Origin of the sequence: Chamaesiphon sp. OTE_75_metabat_556 (assembly GCF_031378165.1) — a bacterium.
Classification (GTDB): domain Bacteria; phylum Cyanobacteriota; class Cyanobacteriia; order Cyanobacteriales; family Chamaesiphonaceae; genus Chamaesiphon.
In genome coordinates this window covers 1-13810 of sequence record NZ_JANNDR010000227.1, presented here as the reverse complement: position 1 = coordinate 13810, position 13810 = coordinate 1, and the positions used below count along the sequence as shown (strand labels likewise).

Below are 13810 nucleotides of genomic sequence, written 5' to 3'. Positions count from 1 at the left end.
GTCTTTGGCAACCAAATCCAGCCCTAACCGCCTGATTTCAGCCTTGAATTCATCATTTAGGAATTCACTAATGTCGCCATGTTCGCCCGTCCCTAATGACATCCTCGTTAGCTCCCCATCTACCAGTTCATAACGAGTATCGGTGCCATCATCATAAGTGAGATACTCTGCAAGAGTTATGCGTTTTGTCGTGGCGATTGTCATGGGGCGATTTTTCCCTTACTTCACCTGAATACACCGATTATATCTTAGGAGAGCTGGATATTGGATCTTGAAAATTAGATTGGAATCCATTCGCAAGTTTTCTATACATCAGCAACAATTTTGTCAGTCCCGATGGTTATGATTAGCTGATGAAGTAGTCACACTCGATCGAAATATTCAGTAGGGATAATTTATGAATTAACCCTACTGAATATTTCAATCGCAGTTGACTCGATCGATTCAGTGATGCAAATAAAGTCTGTTGTCCTTTACTGGTCAGTTACCAAACACCGAATGGCTTCGAGCAATCCTCTGGCTTTATTTAAAGTTTCCTCATATTCCGTCACTGGATCGGAATCGGCTACCAATCCCGCGCCCGCTTGTACGGAGACAGTATGATTGCCCTTGCCATCAGGACGCACAACCATCGTGCGGAGGGTGATGGCAGTATTGAGTTGCCCTTCAAAATCATAGTAGCCATACACACCCGAATACGCCCCCCGCCGACAGCCTTCGAGGTTGTAGATGATTTCCAGTGCGCGAATTTTGGGTGCGCCGCTGACAGTACCTGCGGGGAAACAGGCTTTGAGTAGATCCCAGGCGGTTTTACCAGGGGCGAGTTGACCGACTGCATTGCTGACGATGTGCATTACGTGGGAATAGCGTTCGATCGTCATTAATTTATCGACGACTACGGTGCCACTGGCACAAACGCGACCCAGATCGTTGCGGCCTAAGTCTACGAGCATCACATGTTCGGCGACTTCTTTGGTATCTGCTAATAGTTCCAATCCCAGGGCTTCATCTTCTTGGGGTGTCTGTCCGCGCCGCCTGGTGCCAGCGAGAGGGCGGAGCGTAGCTTTGAGCGTACCATCATAATTGCGATCGGCTCTGACCATTACTTCGGGACTAGAACCGATAATCTGCCAATCCCCAAAGTTGAAGTAAGCCATGTAGGGCGAGGGATTGACCAGGCTTAACGATCGATACAGATCGAAGGGATCGCCAGTATAACCAGTAGACAAGCGTTGGGAAACAACCACTTGGAAAATATCACCTGCGGTAATATGTGCCTTCGCTGTTTCGACATTCGCGCAGAATTCCGCTTTGGAAGTGTTACTGGTATAAGCTGCGGGGAGTTCGGTGAGTGCGGGACTGGGTTGCGGCGGCGTCCATTGGAGGAACTTTGGTGTCAGTGGTTGTTGGAGCTTCTCGACGAGGGTTTTAATCCGTTCGCTCGCCTGAGCATAGGCGAGTTCCAGATTGCCGTTACAGCCTTGGAGATCGGCATAGGCGATCGCCCAAATTTTGCGTTTGACTCGATCGAAGACAATTAGATGGTCTACTTGCATCCACAAGCCATCGGGCAGGTCATCAGCAGCAGCAGGATGGATCGGGACTCTCGATTCGATCCATGTCATCAATTCATAGCCCCAGAAGCCAAATAAACCGCCGATTCCGCCTGGAAGTTGTGGGAGTTTCACGGGCTGATACGGCTCTAAACAGTCAGCCAGCGTTTGAAAGGGATTGCCCGTAAAGGTGGTAACGGTACCATCTCGGTGGGTTTGCCTTGTGAGATCGCCGCGATTTTCCAGTACCCAGAGGGGATTGCAGCCCAAGAAGCTATAACGTCCGACCGTTTCCCCACCTTCGACGGATTCCAGCAGGAAGCTATAGGGTTGACCCGCACATACTTTATGCCATGCCGAGACGGGGGTATCGAGATCGGCGACCCATTCTTGATAGAGGGGGATAAAGTTGCCGTGGCTGGCTAGCTGACTGAATCGATCGAAGCTGGGGAAAATCATTGCATTTACTGGAGTTGGTGACTGAAATCGATCGAAGTTGGGGGAAATCGTGACAAGGATTGCGGCAGGGTGTCTATTCTATTGTCTCTGGTGAGGTAGTTCTAGGGCAATAATTTTATATTTTTGTCCGGCTCTAGGTAGCTTGATGCGATCTACTGGCGTTGGCGGAGCCTCTCAGAATGAGAATCGATGGCTAGTGAGTAATTTTGACTAGCTGGCTCAGTGAATCTACTTGGTTCAGCCTGCTATCTCGAAGGTTCTTTTGCTACTTACATAGATTTCTGCATCCTATAGTTAGGATCTTTAGTTTAAGTGAAAATATACTTGGCGTTCGTCAAGACCACATGATATATTGATGATTATATTTGCTGGTTAGGAGCTTTTTGAAAAGTACACCTTGCTTCGACAAATACCGATCGTCTAATTAAGAAAAGCTTTACTGAAAATATAGACTTATCATCACTATTTTCAATAATATATATTTAAGACAAGTACTCGATCAAACGTCTCAATTTTCTGTCAGATTGTCAACAGATCTATGAATAAAGATAAATCAGTCAATAATGAATATAAATCAGTCAACAATGAATATATATCGATCGAGAATAAACACAGATTGGCCGGAAGCAAACACAGATTGATCGACGATAAAAATAGATCGGTTAGAAAGAGAAATAGATCGGGCAGAAATAAAAATAGATCGGTCAGCAATAAAGATAAATTAGCACAAACACTGCAACTAACTAGTAGTGCTTGTGCTGTCGTTGGTGGTGTCTTGCTTGCTGCTAATATAGAGAAAATTAGCAAGTATGGATTTGTATTGCTAGCAATGAGTTCTAGTCAACTATTGGTTGCAAGTATAATCAAAAAAGATGTCCGAATGATTATTTATTCTGGCTCTATATTTTTCTGTGTTGATTGCTTTGGCATCTATCGGTGGATTATTGAATAATTCAGTTCGATCGAGCCTTGGTGTGATTAATCACTAGCCCATGTAAGTGCCTCTTTGAAAGTAAATCCTGACATTTCATCGACGATCCCGACTTCTAGCACAGCCTGGAAGACGATCGAACATTGCAGGTTGGTGATAGTTTCCCGATCGAGTCCCCAATCTTGGAAAAAGATTGAGAGTATTTTAGTCTGATTTTCGCCAGATCGATCTCCGCCAATTATTAAACAGTGTGGTTCGTTGGCGATCGCTTGATACTCAACCAAGGTAAATACATTACTGATCTCTTTTTCCCAAATAGGTTTGTAAGACATGTCTAAAATTAAGCTTGATTGTTAAAGAAATTGATCGTCATTGCGGCTGTATTTGATAGTAGATCGAGTCCATCTGGGCGTTGCTGAATCCAGGCATGATTTATTTTAAAGACAAACCCTGAAATCTAGGGTAGGGGCAATTCCTGAAGCGGCGGTTTTATTCGGAGGTTCCCTCCGAATAAAAAACCGACAAGACAGCGGCTCGCGCTCCGTCTGCGACACGCCGAGCTTCGTATCTCCTACGGAGAGGCTTCGCCAACGTCTACGGCATTACCGTTCGCAGAGGGTTTAGCGAGACAGCGACTGAAATCACGCGGAGGTTCCCTCCGCATGTGTTTCAGTCAAGACAAGACATTGCCCCTACTCTAGATTTCGAGGGCATTTCATACCGCAATTGAGCAACGCCGAAAATCGATATTGCTGAAATTCATCAGTGCTAGTGATGACAGATGCCCGACTTCTGGGAGAAGTCAGGGATCTAGTACTAAGAACTAATGGCTGAGATCGAATTTACTCATACCGGATACCCGCATCGCTAAGACGTTGAATGGCTTCACCCAACCTGTCGAGATCGGCAATGAGACTAATTCTGACATAACCTTCCCCGCCAATCCCAAAGGCATTTCCTGGCGTGAAGACAACCCCCGTTCTTTGCATTACCATAAGCGCAAAATCGGTAGAATTCCACCCCACCGCGCAGGGAATCCACAGATACATCGTGGCTTTGGGGGGTTTAATTTTCCAGCCCAATTTGGCTAAACCTTGAATCATGAAATCGCGCCGTTCGCGGTAGCGATTTTGGACTTGGGTGACATATTCATCGGGTAATTCCAGGGCTGTTTGGGCTGCTGTCTGGAGCGCAGCAAAAATACCGTAGTCGAGGTTGGTTTTGAGCGTACGGAGTCCTTGAATGATCTGGCTATTCCCGACGACAAAGCCGACGCGCCAGCCTGCCATATTATAGGTTTTGGAGAGGGTATGGAACTCGACACCGATTTCCTTGGCACCAGGGATTTCCAGCAGGCTGGTGGGCTTGTAGCCGTCAAAGGCGAGTTCGGCGTAGCAGAGATCGTGGACTAAGAGAATTTGGTATTCGCGGGCAAAGGCAACTACGTCTTCAAAAAAAGTACGCGAGGCAGTGGCTCCGGTAGGATTGCTGGGATAGTTGAAGAAAAGAATTTTGGCTTCGCGGGCTACCGCTGGTGGAATATCATTGAGATCGATTTCCCAATCATTTTCGGCTTTGAGGATGATGTTATGGATTTTAGCACCCGCGATCGCGGGGCCGCGAAAGTGGACGGGATAAGCAGGGCTGGGGACGAGGACGGTATCGCCAGGATTGATATAAGCCAGCGCGAGATGTCCTAAGCCTTCTTTGGAACCAAGCAGAGGCAATGCTTCACTACTAGGATCGAGAGTGACACCATAGCGGCGAAAGTACCATTTAGAAATTGCGCTCCGAAAATTGGCGGTGCCTTCAAATGGGGGATAGCCATGATTGGTAGCTTCATCCAGTGCCGCTTTAGCCGCAGCGATTACGGGTGCGGGTGCGGCACCATCTGGATTGCCCATGCCCAAGTCAATCAGATCTACGCCTTGGCTGCGAGCATTGGCTTTGAGTTCGTCTAGCCGTGCAAATACATATTGGGGTAGAGATTGGAGACGTTCTGCGGGGCTAATCCAGTCTAAGGTCATTGTCTATAATTTATTGAGGCAGTTCAATTGCGATCGCCACCCTTTGAATCGAGAGTCATAGCGAAGTGCGTGTATCTAGAATATCAGGTTCCATCGCTATTGCTAGTGCGCCACGGTAATTCTCCCCAGAAAATGCGATTCGATCACGGACAAACCGATCTTCACCCGATACACTATGAGGCAGATTACATCGGATCTACCGATCGGGCAACTTTATTGCTATTCGATCGTCTTGCAGTTTATATATCTCCTCTATCGCCTCATCAAAACATTACCATGTTCAAGTTCTCGATCGTCATTCTTGTTAGCGTGGGAATGACTATAGCTACAGTTCTCACCCCTCAATTACCGATCGATGCGCGCGCGCAGAAGCTCAAAACCTGTGTCGATCCTCAACCTGTAGCCCAGCGGGTCGCACTGACTCTCAAAGCTGACAAACAAGCGATGGTAGACAATAAACATGTCTTTCAACCGCTGGCTGGTAAAGCCGCTGTTAAGCCAGGAGATATTATTAAGTACACTGTCATTGCCAAAAATAATAGTAGATGTCCGCTCAAAAATCTGATTTTAAAACTACCGATTCCTCGGAGCACTAACTATCTCAAGGATTCGGCAACGGCGATCGATGGTGCGGAATTATTATTTAGTATCGATGGTGGTAAAACATTTGTCGCTCAACCCAAGATCGGTACGCAACCAGCTCCGACGACTGCTTATAACTATCTGCGCTGGCGATTTCGCGGGCTGATGGCAACTAATGCTCAGGTGACAACTACTTATAAGTTGCAAGTGAAGTAGTTGGGAGTTGGGAGTGAATAGTTGATGATACATCGCAACACCGATCTCGAATGTTTGTAGGGATCGTTAATTGCCACTACCTAAGATATATAAACTCACTAAAGTGCTGCTATTCCAGAGACTATGTAAGAGCATCGGAGCCAATAGGTTTCGAGTGCGGACATAGACGGTGCCGAGGAGAATTCCGAGTGTAGTTAGTGGCAAAATTTCGGATAGGCTTAGATGCGCGACGCCAAATATTAAACCACTGATACAGATCGCACCCCAGGTTGGTAGGTAGCGGGTCAATGAAGGTAGTAGAAATCCCCGAAACAAGAATTCTTCAAATAATGGAGCTGCCACCGCCGCCGTCAGGAAAAATAGCAATAGGGCGATCGAATCTTTGCTTTCGAGCATGATTTGCAAGAGCGGGTTACTACCGCCCTGTCCGTGCCAGATTTTGTCGTTAATCAACGAAACAACGATCACTAATGGCGTCGCGACTAGATAGCCCCCGACTCCCCATAACAACCAATTCGATTTCCAGTTAAATTGAAACCAATCTGATGCTAATGGTAGATAAGATTTAATTGATAGATACAATACCCCAATGCCTAAACTAGACATCAACACATAGCTAGTAAATACATAAATACCTTGACCCTGAGTTGTCAATGTCGCTGGATTGACAAAGGTGCTAAATAAAATCGGCAATAAAAATTGGCCGACAAAAAAGAAGCCGACGGTAAATACTTGCCAGATAATCTCCCAATCCCAGGGTGTCTCCCACCGAACATCGATATTTTTAAGTATGGTTGTGGAGACAGTCGGATCGCCTCGGTGTTGCAGGAGCAGAATTAACCATCGAACGACAAAAAAGACAATTAAACCGACGCCACTCAACCCAATAATGACGCGAGGAATGGTGATTAAGGCTAACTTAATTAGTGCATTTTTAGCTGATACTTGTTCGGTTGCTTCTAGTTTTGCCAGCTTGGTATCGTCGCCCAAGTCTGTTGCTAATTTTTGTAAAACGCGATCGCGAAACCAGCCATCAAAATTGGCGATCGTTTTTGACTCGATTTGTGGTGAGGTATTTTGATTAATATCAGATGATTTCCAGATGTCAATGAGTGAGGTAGCCGCATTTTTGGATGTTGCTTGTTGAGAGTTAGCAATGATTTGCTGCCAAGTTTCGATCGCGCGTTCCGGTTGTTTGCTAGCGGCTTGGAGAATGCCAATCTGCAGATCGATTTTGTCAATTTCAACTTTTGCCGATGAGATTGTCTTGTTAATTAGATCGGTTTGGAGTTTGACTGACTTATTACTAGTTCCATCAGGAGGTGATACTGCCAATTCTGCTAAACTCAGTTTAAGATTCTCGATCGCCTGCTCGTCACTCTTTCTAGCTGTTTGATATTGTTTAGTCGCTGATTCGAGGATATCGGTACCGACGATCGATGTCTGTAATGCCCCCAGTCCCTCTAAATCGCTAGTCGGCTGCCATGCCGATGCTACCAGCACCAGATTGGTTTGATACAGCTCGAATTTTCCCTGAATCTGGGGTCGATCGATCGTACCGATCAGTGAGAGGATTAGTTTGATGAGGATAAAGACACTCAGTACGCTCAGAATAATGCGGCGGAGCGATTGAAAAGATGTGAGATTTTGGCGATCGAGACTCATTAAAAAATGCTAACTAAAATTTACAACCAGATCGTTATTATATGACGTTAACTCAGAAGTTTGCCTATCTATTTAGCAGTACTCTCGGCCTGAGTATCTTAATTTATTTATTACGCGGTTTTGGGATCGTTACTTTTTTGCCAGGTTCGATTTTGTTAGGATTAATTATCCTGGCAATTACCACTTTCTTTATTTACAGTGTGCTGATTACTAAACGCTAAGCGTCGTGACGACTTCCATCTGATGACAATCGAATAGTGCTGTTACAAACCCGACTTCTTGGAGAAGTCGGGTTTGTGTCCTCATCGATGTGACGATCGTTAAATATTTTGCTTGAGTCGATCGCTAATTACTACTTCAACGATTTAGGTTGCGTATTAGTAACTGGCGTTTTTTTGTTACGCTCGCGCAAGGATTGGATTTGACGTGCGCGAAAATCGCTACTAGCAGAATTTATTTCATCCTGGCGATCTCTGCTGTAATTAGGATTACTCTGGCCATTAAGTTGGGCTTGGTTGATCAATTGCATCAAGCCAGAGGTATCGCCACCAGAGGCGCGACTAAAGGGATCGCGATTGTCGCCGCTATTGCCAAAGCCACCATTAAACTGAGCTGAGGCGATCGTGGGCATGAAGGCGATCGATAATCCTAACAACAAACTAGCGGGGGTGAGAAATCTTTTCATGATTAACAACTAAAAATAGGGTGAATAAGGCGATCGTAACGACTATTTTAACAGCGAGCATCTATCAATCGAGATGTTTGAAATCCCTAAATAGTTCCTCAGACTAGGCTAACCGCCGTTTTAAGAGTGGTTGAATCGCTGTCAAGGTCAATCCAGCAAAACCAACCAAGATCGTTAGGGAGGTACCAAAAGACACCGCACCCCAAGGCGATTGGAGCACGATACTCGCGAGATCCCATTGGGCGTGATTGTAGAGGTAGCGAATTGGCTCAATCGCGTAGGTGAGCGGATTGAGCGATGCCACGATTTGCAACCAGCTCGGCATAAATGTCAGGGGGGCAAGTGCCGTACTCGCAAATAGTAGCGGCAAATTCACGACAAAAATCACGGCAATCAGTTCGATGTGTCCCGGCAAAGCGAAAGTCAAACCCAAGCTCACAGCGGTAACGCCCAAAACTAGCAACAAGATAATTAGGGCAATGACCCCCAATCCCGCCACACTCGGCAAACCTGCGCCCATCAGCGCATTGACACCGATAATCGCGGCAGTTTGCAGGAAACTCAGGGCGATGATATAAATCGCCGAAGCCGCCACGATCGAGTAGCGCGAAGCTAAGGGGGCGACGAGCAAGCGATTGAGAAAACCAAACTCGCGATCGAACATCACTGGCAAGCCCGCATTTAAGGCACCCACAAAGGCCGTAAACACGATCAGACCCGCTCCCAAGAACTGACCGTAGCTCAAATCGTTACCCATCATTCCTTTGGGAGCATTTTCAAACAATGCCCCAAATAAGACCAAAAACATTAAGGGCTGAACGATCCCCGCAAATAGTGTTGAAGGCCGCCGCTGGAGCTGAATGAACAGTCGTTTTGTCAGCGCGAGGGTTTCCTGGACAAAGTCAGCCAACCCATCCGATGGTAATGGTTGTGTCGATCGGAGGCGATCACTCGGTTGTAAGCTTACAGATTTGGAAGTATCGATTGTGCCGCTCATGAGAAGGTGATGGTGAATGAAAAAAGATCGATCGCTAGTGGCGGTTGGTAAGTCGTTGCCACCAGTAATAGGGGTTTAACTTGCGCCGATAACGCTGGGCGAGTTCTTTACCGGAGATCGCGATGCCCAGCCAGAAAACACATTCGCTGATGATAATCAGACTGGTAGTTACTATTGCTTTGTGGGCGATCGTTGCGGGGAGGAAGGGGACGGCTAAGACAGCCACCCACAGCAGGCAAGAGCTGAGCACCAGCCCTAACCCCAGTTTAGAATTAACTCTCATCCCCATGACCCGATCGACCCCTAGCGCATCCGTTGTTTTTTCTCAGCTTTAAGATCCCGACTGCTAGCCGCAGCTAGTTCGGCATCTAGTAAGGTTTTGCCAGTGGCGGCCAGATAGACATCATCCAAGCTTGGCCGCGATTGGGAGATCCCAAAGATCGGCAATCCCGCCGTCTGTAATGACTGCTGGATGGTCATCAGCACGTCGCGATCGGGTGTGACGACTAAGTTGAGCGAATTTGCCGCCATCGCATTGACGATCGCTTCTTGGACGCAGGGCAACTCACTGAGCATTTGCTGGGCGCGTTCGGCTTCTGGGAGCGGGGTAAATTCCCGAATCCGCAGGACGATCCGATCGCCGCCCAACTGATTCTTCAGCTCGGATGGTGTGCCTTCGGCGATGACTAGTCCCCGATCGATAATCCCCACGTGATCGGCCAGGGCATCGACTTCTTCGAGATAGTGACTGGTCAGTAAAATCGTCGTGCCACTGGCGCGGAGTTGGCGTAAGAAGTCCCAGACTACAACCCGACTCTCGATATCTAATCCGACGGTGGGTTCGTCTAGGACCAATACTTCCGGCTGATGCAGGAGTCCCGCCGCCAAGTCGATCCGGCGTTTGAGACCGCCTGAATAGGTACCCGTCTTGTTGTCAGCATAACTATGTAAATCGAGGAGTTCGAGCAGCACCTCAATCCGCTGCCGAGCTTCGACCTTGGGAATATGATAGAGTGCCGCCTGAAGTTCGAGCAATTCTCGTCCCGTCAGGATCGGATCGAGGGCGACTTCCTGAGCGACATAACCGATCCGCTTGCGGGCTTCACGCGGCTGATCGAGAACCGAAATACCGCCGATATCGATCGAGCCGCTATCGGGCTTGGTAAGAGTACACAAGCAGCGAATAGTCGTGGTTTTACCCGCACCATTAGGGCCGAGTAAACCGAAAATTTGGCCGCGCTCGACTTGGAACGATACATCTTTTACCGCTGGGACGGTGCCATAGCTCTTAGACAGATTTTGAATAGTTATTGCTGTTGCCATCATCTATCTTTTGATTATGGACAGTTTATAATTGACCGATCAATCCCGATTGGAAAATCGCCGATCGTTTACTACCCTCTATGTTAACAATTTCCGCTCCCAGTCGGGATACTACTTTTTCGACCAGCCTCGATCCCACTACCGATTAAGCTTCCTGCGTGGCCTTGAGCATGTAATAGGTAATCAGGAGCTGAGTCAACGCCAGCGGATAACTTTGGAGGATTTCGCCAGTCGTGCCAGTGACTTTACCCAGATCGGGATTGACTTCGCGATTGCAGACGCTGTGGAGATCGGGCATGTCATTACAAATCATCTGTTCTAACAGGCTGATTTTCTCACTGGTCGCATGGCTGTCGATTTCTAGCACATCGACTGGTTTGCCCATATCCCGATCGAGTTGCCACCGAATTGCCGATTCACTCTGAGCTGAATCGATGACTTGGCGGAGATCTGGGTGCGGGATCGTCGGCCGGAGTACGAGCCGCACATTGAGCAGCGATTTATCGCGATCTTCAGTTGCTGGCGGATAAAAACTCACGACGACATCCGCCCACTGCCGCTGGGGGCGAATGAATTGCTCCGAGTCTGCTTCTCGCTTCTGGAGTTCGGCCAAAACTTGGGCTTCGTTATAGCCACGCTTGAGCGTATCGCGCTGGATCTTCCAGACTGTGCGGAGGGATTCTGGTGGGGCTAAATAGACCTTGACATCATAACAATCGCGAGCTGCTGGCGTGGAGTAACCGAGCAATCCCTCAACAATCACGAACCGATTAGGTTTGACGTACTGCGGTGCTTCAAAAGTACCCGTTTTGTGACTGTAAATCGGTTTGAGAATCGGCTGTCCGCTCCGCAGCAAGGCTAAATGCTGCTGCATAATATCAAGGTAGTTACAGTCGGGATGGAGTGCAGTAATGTTCAATTCGGCGCGCTGCTGTCGATCGTAGCGATGGTAATCGTCCGTCCCGATGACGGTGACATTTTCGGCACCGAGAATTTGCGCGATCCCTCTGGTGAGTGTAGTTTTGCCGGCGGCACTATCGCCGACGATACCTAAAATAATTGGACGGTTACTCATGGTGTTAATCTCCGTATCGCACCATTGTACTGCTAAGCGGGTCGCCTACAGATGGTGAGGATCGATCGCCGATCGCTAGCTGCGATCTATAGCTTTTTGTTAATGAGATCCTCAACTCCAGCTCGACAGTTTAACCATAATTAACGTCATGAATATCAGTTTGGGTTAAGGAACATCGACTTACTGGGTTAGTGTCTTAGCCCCCGCCGCATCCAGATCGATCGCCAGTGCTAATTGATAGACATATTTGCGCGATTGGGAAATTTGTTCGGCGACAATCCGGCTGGCTTGAGATCGCGAGGTACCATTGAGCATCAATTCAATTAAGGCACGATCGATCGCTTCATCAGAAAGTGTGGGGTGACTGACTGGGGCACCGGCAAGGACGATCGCGTATTCCCCTTGAGGTTCGGCGTGGGTGTAATGCTCGATCGCTTCCCCGATTGCGCCTCGCCAAAATTCCTCGTGTAATTTGGTCAATTCTCGCCCGATCGCCAATTGTCGATCTGCGCCAAATGTCGTCCCAAAATCGGCTAATGTCTGACGCAACCGATGGGGAGATTCATAAAATACCAGTGTCCGCGCCTCACCGGAAACTGATTCTAATCGATCTTTGCGTTCCTGTCCCTTGACTGGCAAAAAGCCCTCAAATACAAATCGATCGCTCGGCAATCCCGACGCACTCACAGCCGTAATCACCGCCGTTACGCCTGGAATCGGAATTACCCGAATCCCCGCTGCCACACAAGCCGCGACAATCAGATAACCCGGATCAGAAATCCCTGGCATCCCCGCATCTGTAACTAAGGCGATCGATTTTCCGGCTTGTAATTGCCCAATTAATTCGGGAATGCGTTGTTGTTCGTTATGCTGGTGATAGCTGATTTGCTTTGTCTTAATCTCAAAGTGATGTAATAATTTTCCGGTATGGCGAGTATCTTCAGCCGCGATCGTATCGACGTCGCGCAAAACCTGAATTCCCCGCATCGTCATATCGCTCAAGTTACCAATCGGCGTACCGACTAGATAGAGTGTTTTACCAGTGACTTCGTTGGACATATTAGTTGCTAATGTTGCTCCCAAAGATTTATGGGTAGGAATCGGGTGTCAGCGGGGTGTCTCTCAACTCGCGATCCGACGGGCGATCGAGTCAGTATTTGCCGAGTACGATCTCGATCTTGCCACAATTGCGGGACTGGCGACACTCGATCGCAAGGCAAATGAGGATGGATTGCTGGAATATTGTCGCGAATCGGGTCGGTTTTTAAAAATTTATCCCCCAGAACGGCTAAATTCCGTCATGATAGTTGATTCACAATTAGTGTCAACGTTAGTAGGAACTGCTAGTGTCGCATCAGCAGCGGCTCTTTGTGCCGCGCAAACAGATATTTTATTAGTCCCCAAGCAAAAATTTCGGCTCGATGATGAATCTGGGTGGGTGACAGTCGCGATCGCGCGGAGCCATAAAAATTCAAAGATCATTGGCAGGGTAACTCATGAATTACCCCTACCAACGATCTTTGAATTTTCGGATACCATTTGATAATGTTCGACGGTTGGGAATGGATCGTAGAAATGATCGAGTAGATCTCGCCATTCTTGATACTGTGGCGATCCTCTAAATCCAATGGTATGGTCTTCTAAGCGTTCCCAACAGACGAGGAGAAGGTATCGATCGCGATTTTCTACACAGTGTTGAAGTTCGTGTGAAATATATCCTGGCATCGCCGCAATAATTTTGGAAGCCACCGCAAAATCAGCTTCAAAATCTGCCGCAACGCCAGGTTTAAGATTGAGAATCGCGACTTCTAGTATCAATGCTGAGAACTTCTCGCGAAACTTAACGACATGGCTGACCAGTATAGCGATTGATGGCACTGGGAGTGACACTGGGGACGCCAATGATCGAATTACTGCAAGCATATCGAGCACCGCGAGGATCTAATTGTCGATCAGGAGAGATGACTGGTGCTGGTGCTGGTGGCACATAACGGCTATTGGAATAATTGTTAGTGTATTCAATCAGATCGATCGCGCCTGGAAACGCGCCGCTGTTGGGATCTATCGGTGCAAAGGGATCGATAATCGTCGTGGTAGTTGGATTGCCTATCGCCCCACTGTTTTGAGGTGCAGATGGTGTCCGGATCGGAGTTGATGGAGTAGTATTCGCTGGCGGAAATGGTTGGGGAAATACCCCTTGAGTTCTGCCTAATTGTGGTGTCAATAAAGTCAGGAATGTACTAGCGATCGTTGCCAAACCAAAGATAAGTTTCACAGTTGGTCATCAGTGGCAATCC

Annotated in this window: 17 protein-coding genes; 4 read left to right on the top strand and 13 right to left on the bottom strand. The window is 47.7% G+C overall.

Annotated features, from left to right (window positions below):
- Window positions 1–204 (bottom strand): Uma2 family endonuclease (locus RMO27_RS09435; RefSeq protein ID WP_309731693.1); only part of this gene is annotated, 204 nt, incomplete at its 3' end.
- A gap of 269 nt (window positions 205–473) precedes the next feature.
- A complete protein-coding gene (locus RMO27_RS09430; protein ID WP_309731691.1) occupies window positions 474–2012 on the bottom strand; it encodes an anthranilate synthase component I family protein in 1539 nt (512 codons plus the stop codon).
- A gap of 538 nt (window positions 2013–2550) precedes the next feature.
- Between RMO27_RS09430 and RMO27_RS09425 the strand changes: the two genes are divergently transcribed.
- On the top strand, window positions 2551–2964 hold the full coding sequence (locus RMO27_RS09425; RefSeq protein ID WP_309731690.1) for a hypothetical protein: 414 nt from the start codon (window positions 2551–2553) through the stop codon (window positions 2962–2964).
- Window positions 2965–2990: 26 nt separating this feature from the next.
- On the opposite strand, the gene RMO27_RS09420 is transcribed toward RMO27_RS09425, so the two are convergent.
- Together RMO27_RS09420 and RMO27_RS09415 are read right to left on the bottom strand one after the other, a co-directional pair.
- Window positions 2991–3275, bottom strand: coding sequence for a hypothetical protein (locus RMO27_RS09420; protein ID WP_309731688.1), 285 nt, complete (start codon window positions 3273–3275; stop codon window positions 2991–2993).
- Window positions 3276–3785: 510 nt separating this feature from the next.
- On the bottom strand, window positions 3786–4970 hold the full coding sequence (locus RMO27_RS09415) for an aspartate aminotransferase (protein ID WP_309731687.1): 1185 nt from the start codon (window positions 4968–4970) through the stop codon (window positions 3786–3788).
- Between the two features lie 69 nt (window positions 4971–5039).
- On the opposite strand from RMO27_RS09415, the gene RMO27_RS09410 reads away from it, so the two are divergent.
- Window positions 5040–5768 (top strand): hypothetical protein, encoded by a 729-nt coding sequence (locus tag RMO27_RS09410; protein ID WP_309731684.1) that lies wholly within the window; start codon window positions 5040–5042, stop codon window positions 5766–5768.
- Window positions 5769–5834: 66 nt separating this feature from the next.
- On the opposite strand, the gene RMO27_RS09405 is transcribed toward RMO27_RS09410, so the two are convergent.
- The gene (locus RMO27_RS09405) at window positions 5835–7433 is read right to left on the bottom strand and encodes a type II CAAX endopeptidase family protein (RefSeq protein WP_309731682.1); all 1599 of its coding nucleotides are present in this window, start codon (window positions 7431–7433) and stop codon (window positions 5835–5837) included.
- A 41-nt stretch (window positions 7434–7474) separates the two neighbouring features.
- Between RMO27_RS09405 and RMO27_RS09400 the strand changes: the two genes are divergently transcribed.
- The gene (locus RMO27_RS09400) at window positions 7475–7654 is read left to right on the top strand and encodes a hypothetical protein (RefSeq protein ID WP_309731680.1); all 180 of its coding nucleotides are present in this window, start codon (window positions 7475–7477) and stop codon (window positions 7652–7654) included.
- 131 nt (window positions 7655–7785) lie between these two features.
- Here RMO27_RS09400 and RMO27_RS09395 read toward each other — a convergent pair whose 3' ends face one another.
- The 6 genes from RMO27_RS09395 to rsmI form a co-directional block, all read right to left on the bottom strand.
- Window positions 7786–8118: a hypothetical protein gene (locus RMO27_RS09395; RefSeq protein ID WP_309731678.1), complete on the bottom strand. Its 333-nt coding sequence runs from the start codon at window positions 8116–8118 to the stop codon at window positions 7786–7788.
- A gap of 103 nt (window positions 8119–8221) precedes the next feature.
- Window positions 8222–9115: an ABC transporter permease gene (locus RMO27_RS09390; RefSeq protein ID WP_309731676.1), complete on the bottom strand. Its 894-nt coding sequence runs from the start codon at window positions 9113–9115 to the stop codon at window positions 8222–8224.
- Between the two features lie 34 nt (window positions 9116–9149).
- Window positions 9150–9398 (bottom strand): transporter suffix domain-containing protein, encoded by a 249-nt coding sequence (locus RMO27_RS09385; RefSeq protein ID WP_309731674.1) that lies wholly within the window; start codon window positions 9396–9398, stop codon window positions 9150–9152.
- A gap of 20 nt (window positions 9399–9418) precedes the next feature.
- The gene (locus tag RMO27_RS09380) at window positions 9419–10438 is read right to left on the bottom strand and encodes an ABC transporter ATP-binding protein (protein ID WP_309731672.1); all 1020 of its coding nucleotides are present in this window, start codon (window positions 10436–10438) and stop codon (window positions 9419–9421) included.
- A gap of 145 nt (window positions 10439–10583) precedes the next feature.
- Window positions 10584–11513, bottom strand: a complete 930-nt coding sequence (locus RMO27_RS09375; RefSeq protein ID WP_309731670.1) for a phosphoribulokinase — start codon at window positions 11511–11513, stop codon at window positions 10584–10586.
- 180 nt (window positions 11514–11693) lie between these two features.
- Complete coding sequence (gene rsmI, locus RMO27_RS09370) at window positions 11694–12572, bottom strand: 16S rRNA (cytidine(1402)-2'-O)-methyltransferase (RefSeq protein ID WP_309731667.1); 879 nt, start codon at window positions 12570–12572, stop codon at window positions 11694–11696.
- Here rsmI and RMO27_RS09365 point away from each other — a divergent pair.
- Window positions 12565–13056: a cobalamin biosynthesis protein gene (locus RMO27_RS09365; RefSeq protein WP_309731665.1), complete on the top strand. Its 492-nt coding sequence runs from the start codon at window positions 12565–12567 to the stop codon at window positions 13054–13056. The two genes, rsmI and RMO27_RS09365, sit on opposite strands and share 8 nt — an antisense overlap.
- Here the strand turns inward: RMO27_RS09365 and RMO27_RS09360 are convergent.
- Both RMO27_RS09360 and RMO27_RS09355 read right to left on the bottom strand, forming a co-directional pair.
- Window positions 13008–13331 carry an antibiotic biosynthesis monooxygenase family protein gene (locus tag RMO27_RS09360; protein ID WP_396133652.1) on the bottom strand — a complete coding sequence of 108 codons (324 nt, stop codon included), beginning with the start codon at window positions 13329–13331 and terminating at the stop codon, window positions 13008–13010. The genes RMO27_RS09365 and RMO27_RS09360 overlap by 49 nt on opposite strands.
- A 22-nt stretch (window positions 13332–13353) precedes the next feature.
- The gene (locus RMO27_RS09355) at window positions 13354–13788 is read right to left on the bottom strand and encodes a hypothetical protein (RefSeq protein ID WP_309731661.1); all 435 of its coding nucleotides are present in this window, start codon (window positions 13786–13788) and stop codon (window positions 13354–13356) included.
- Between the last annotated feature and the right edge of the window lie 22 nt (window positions 13789–13810).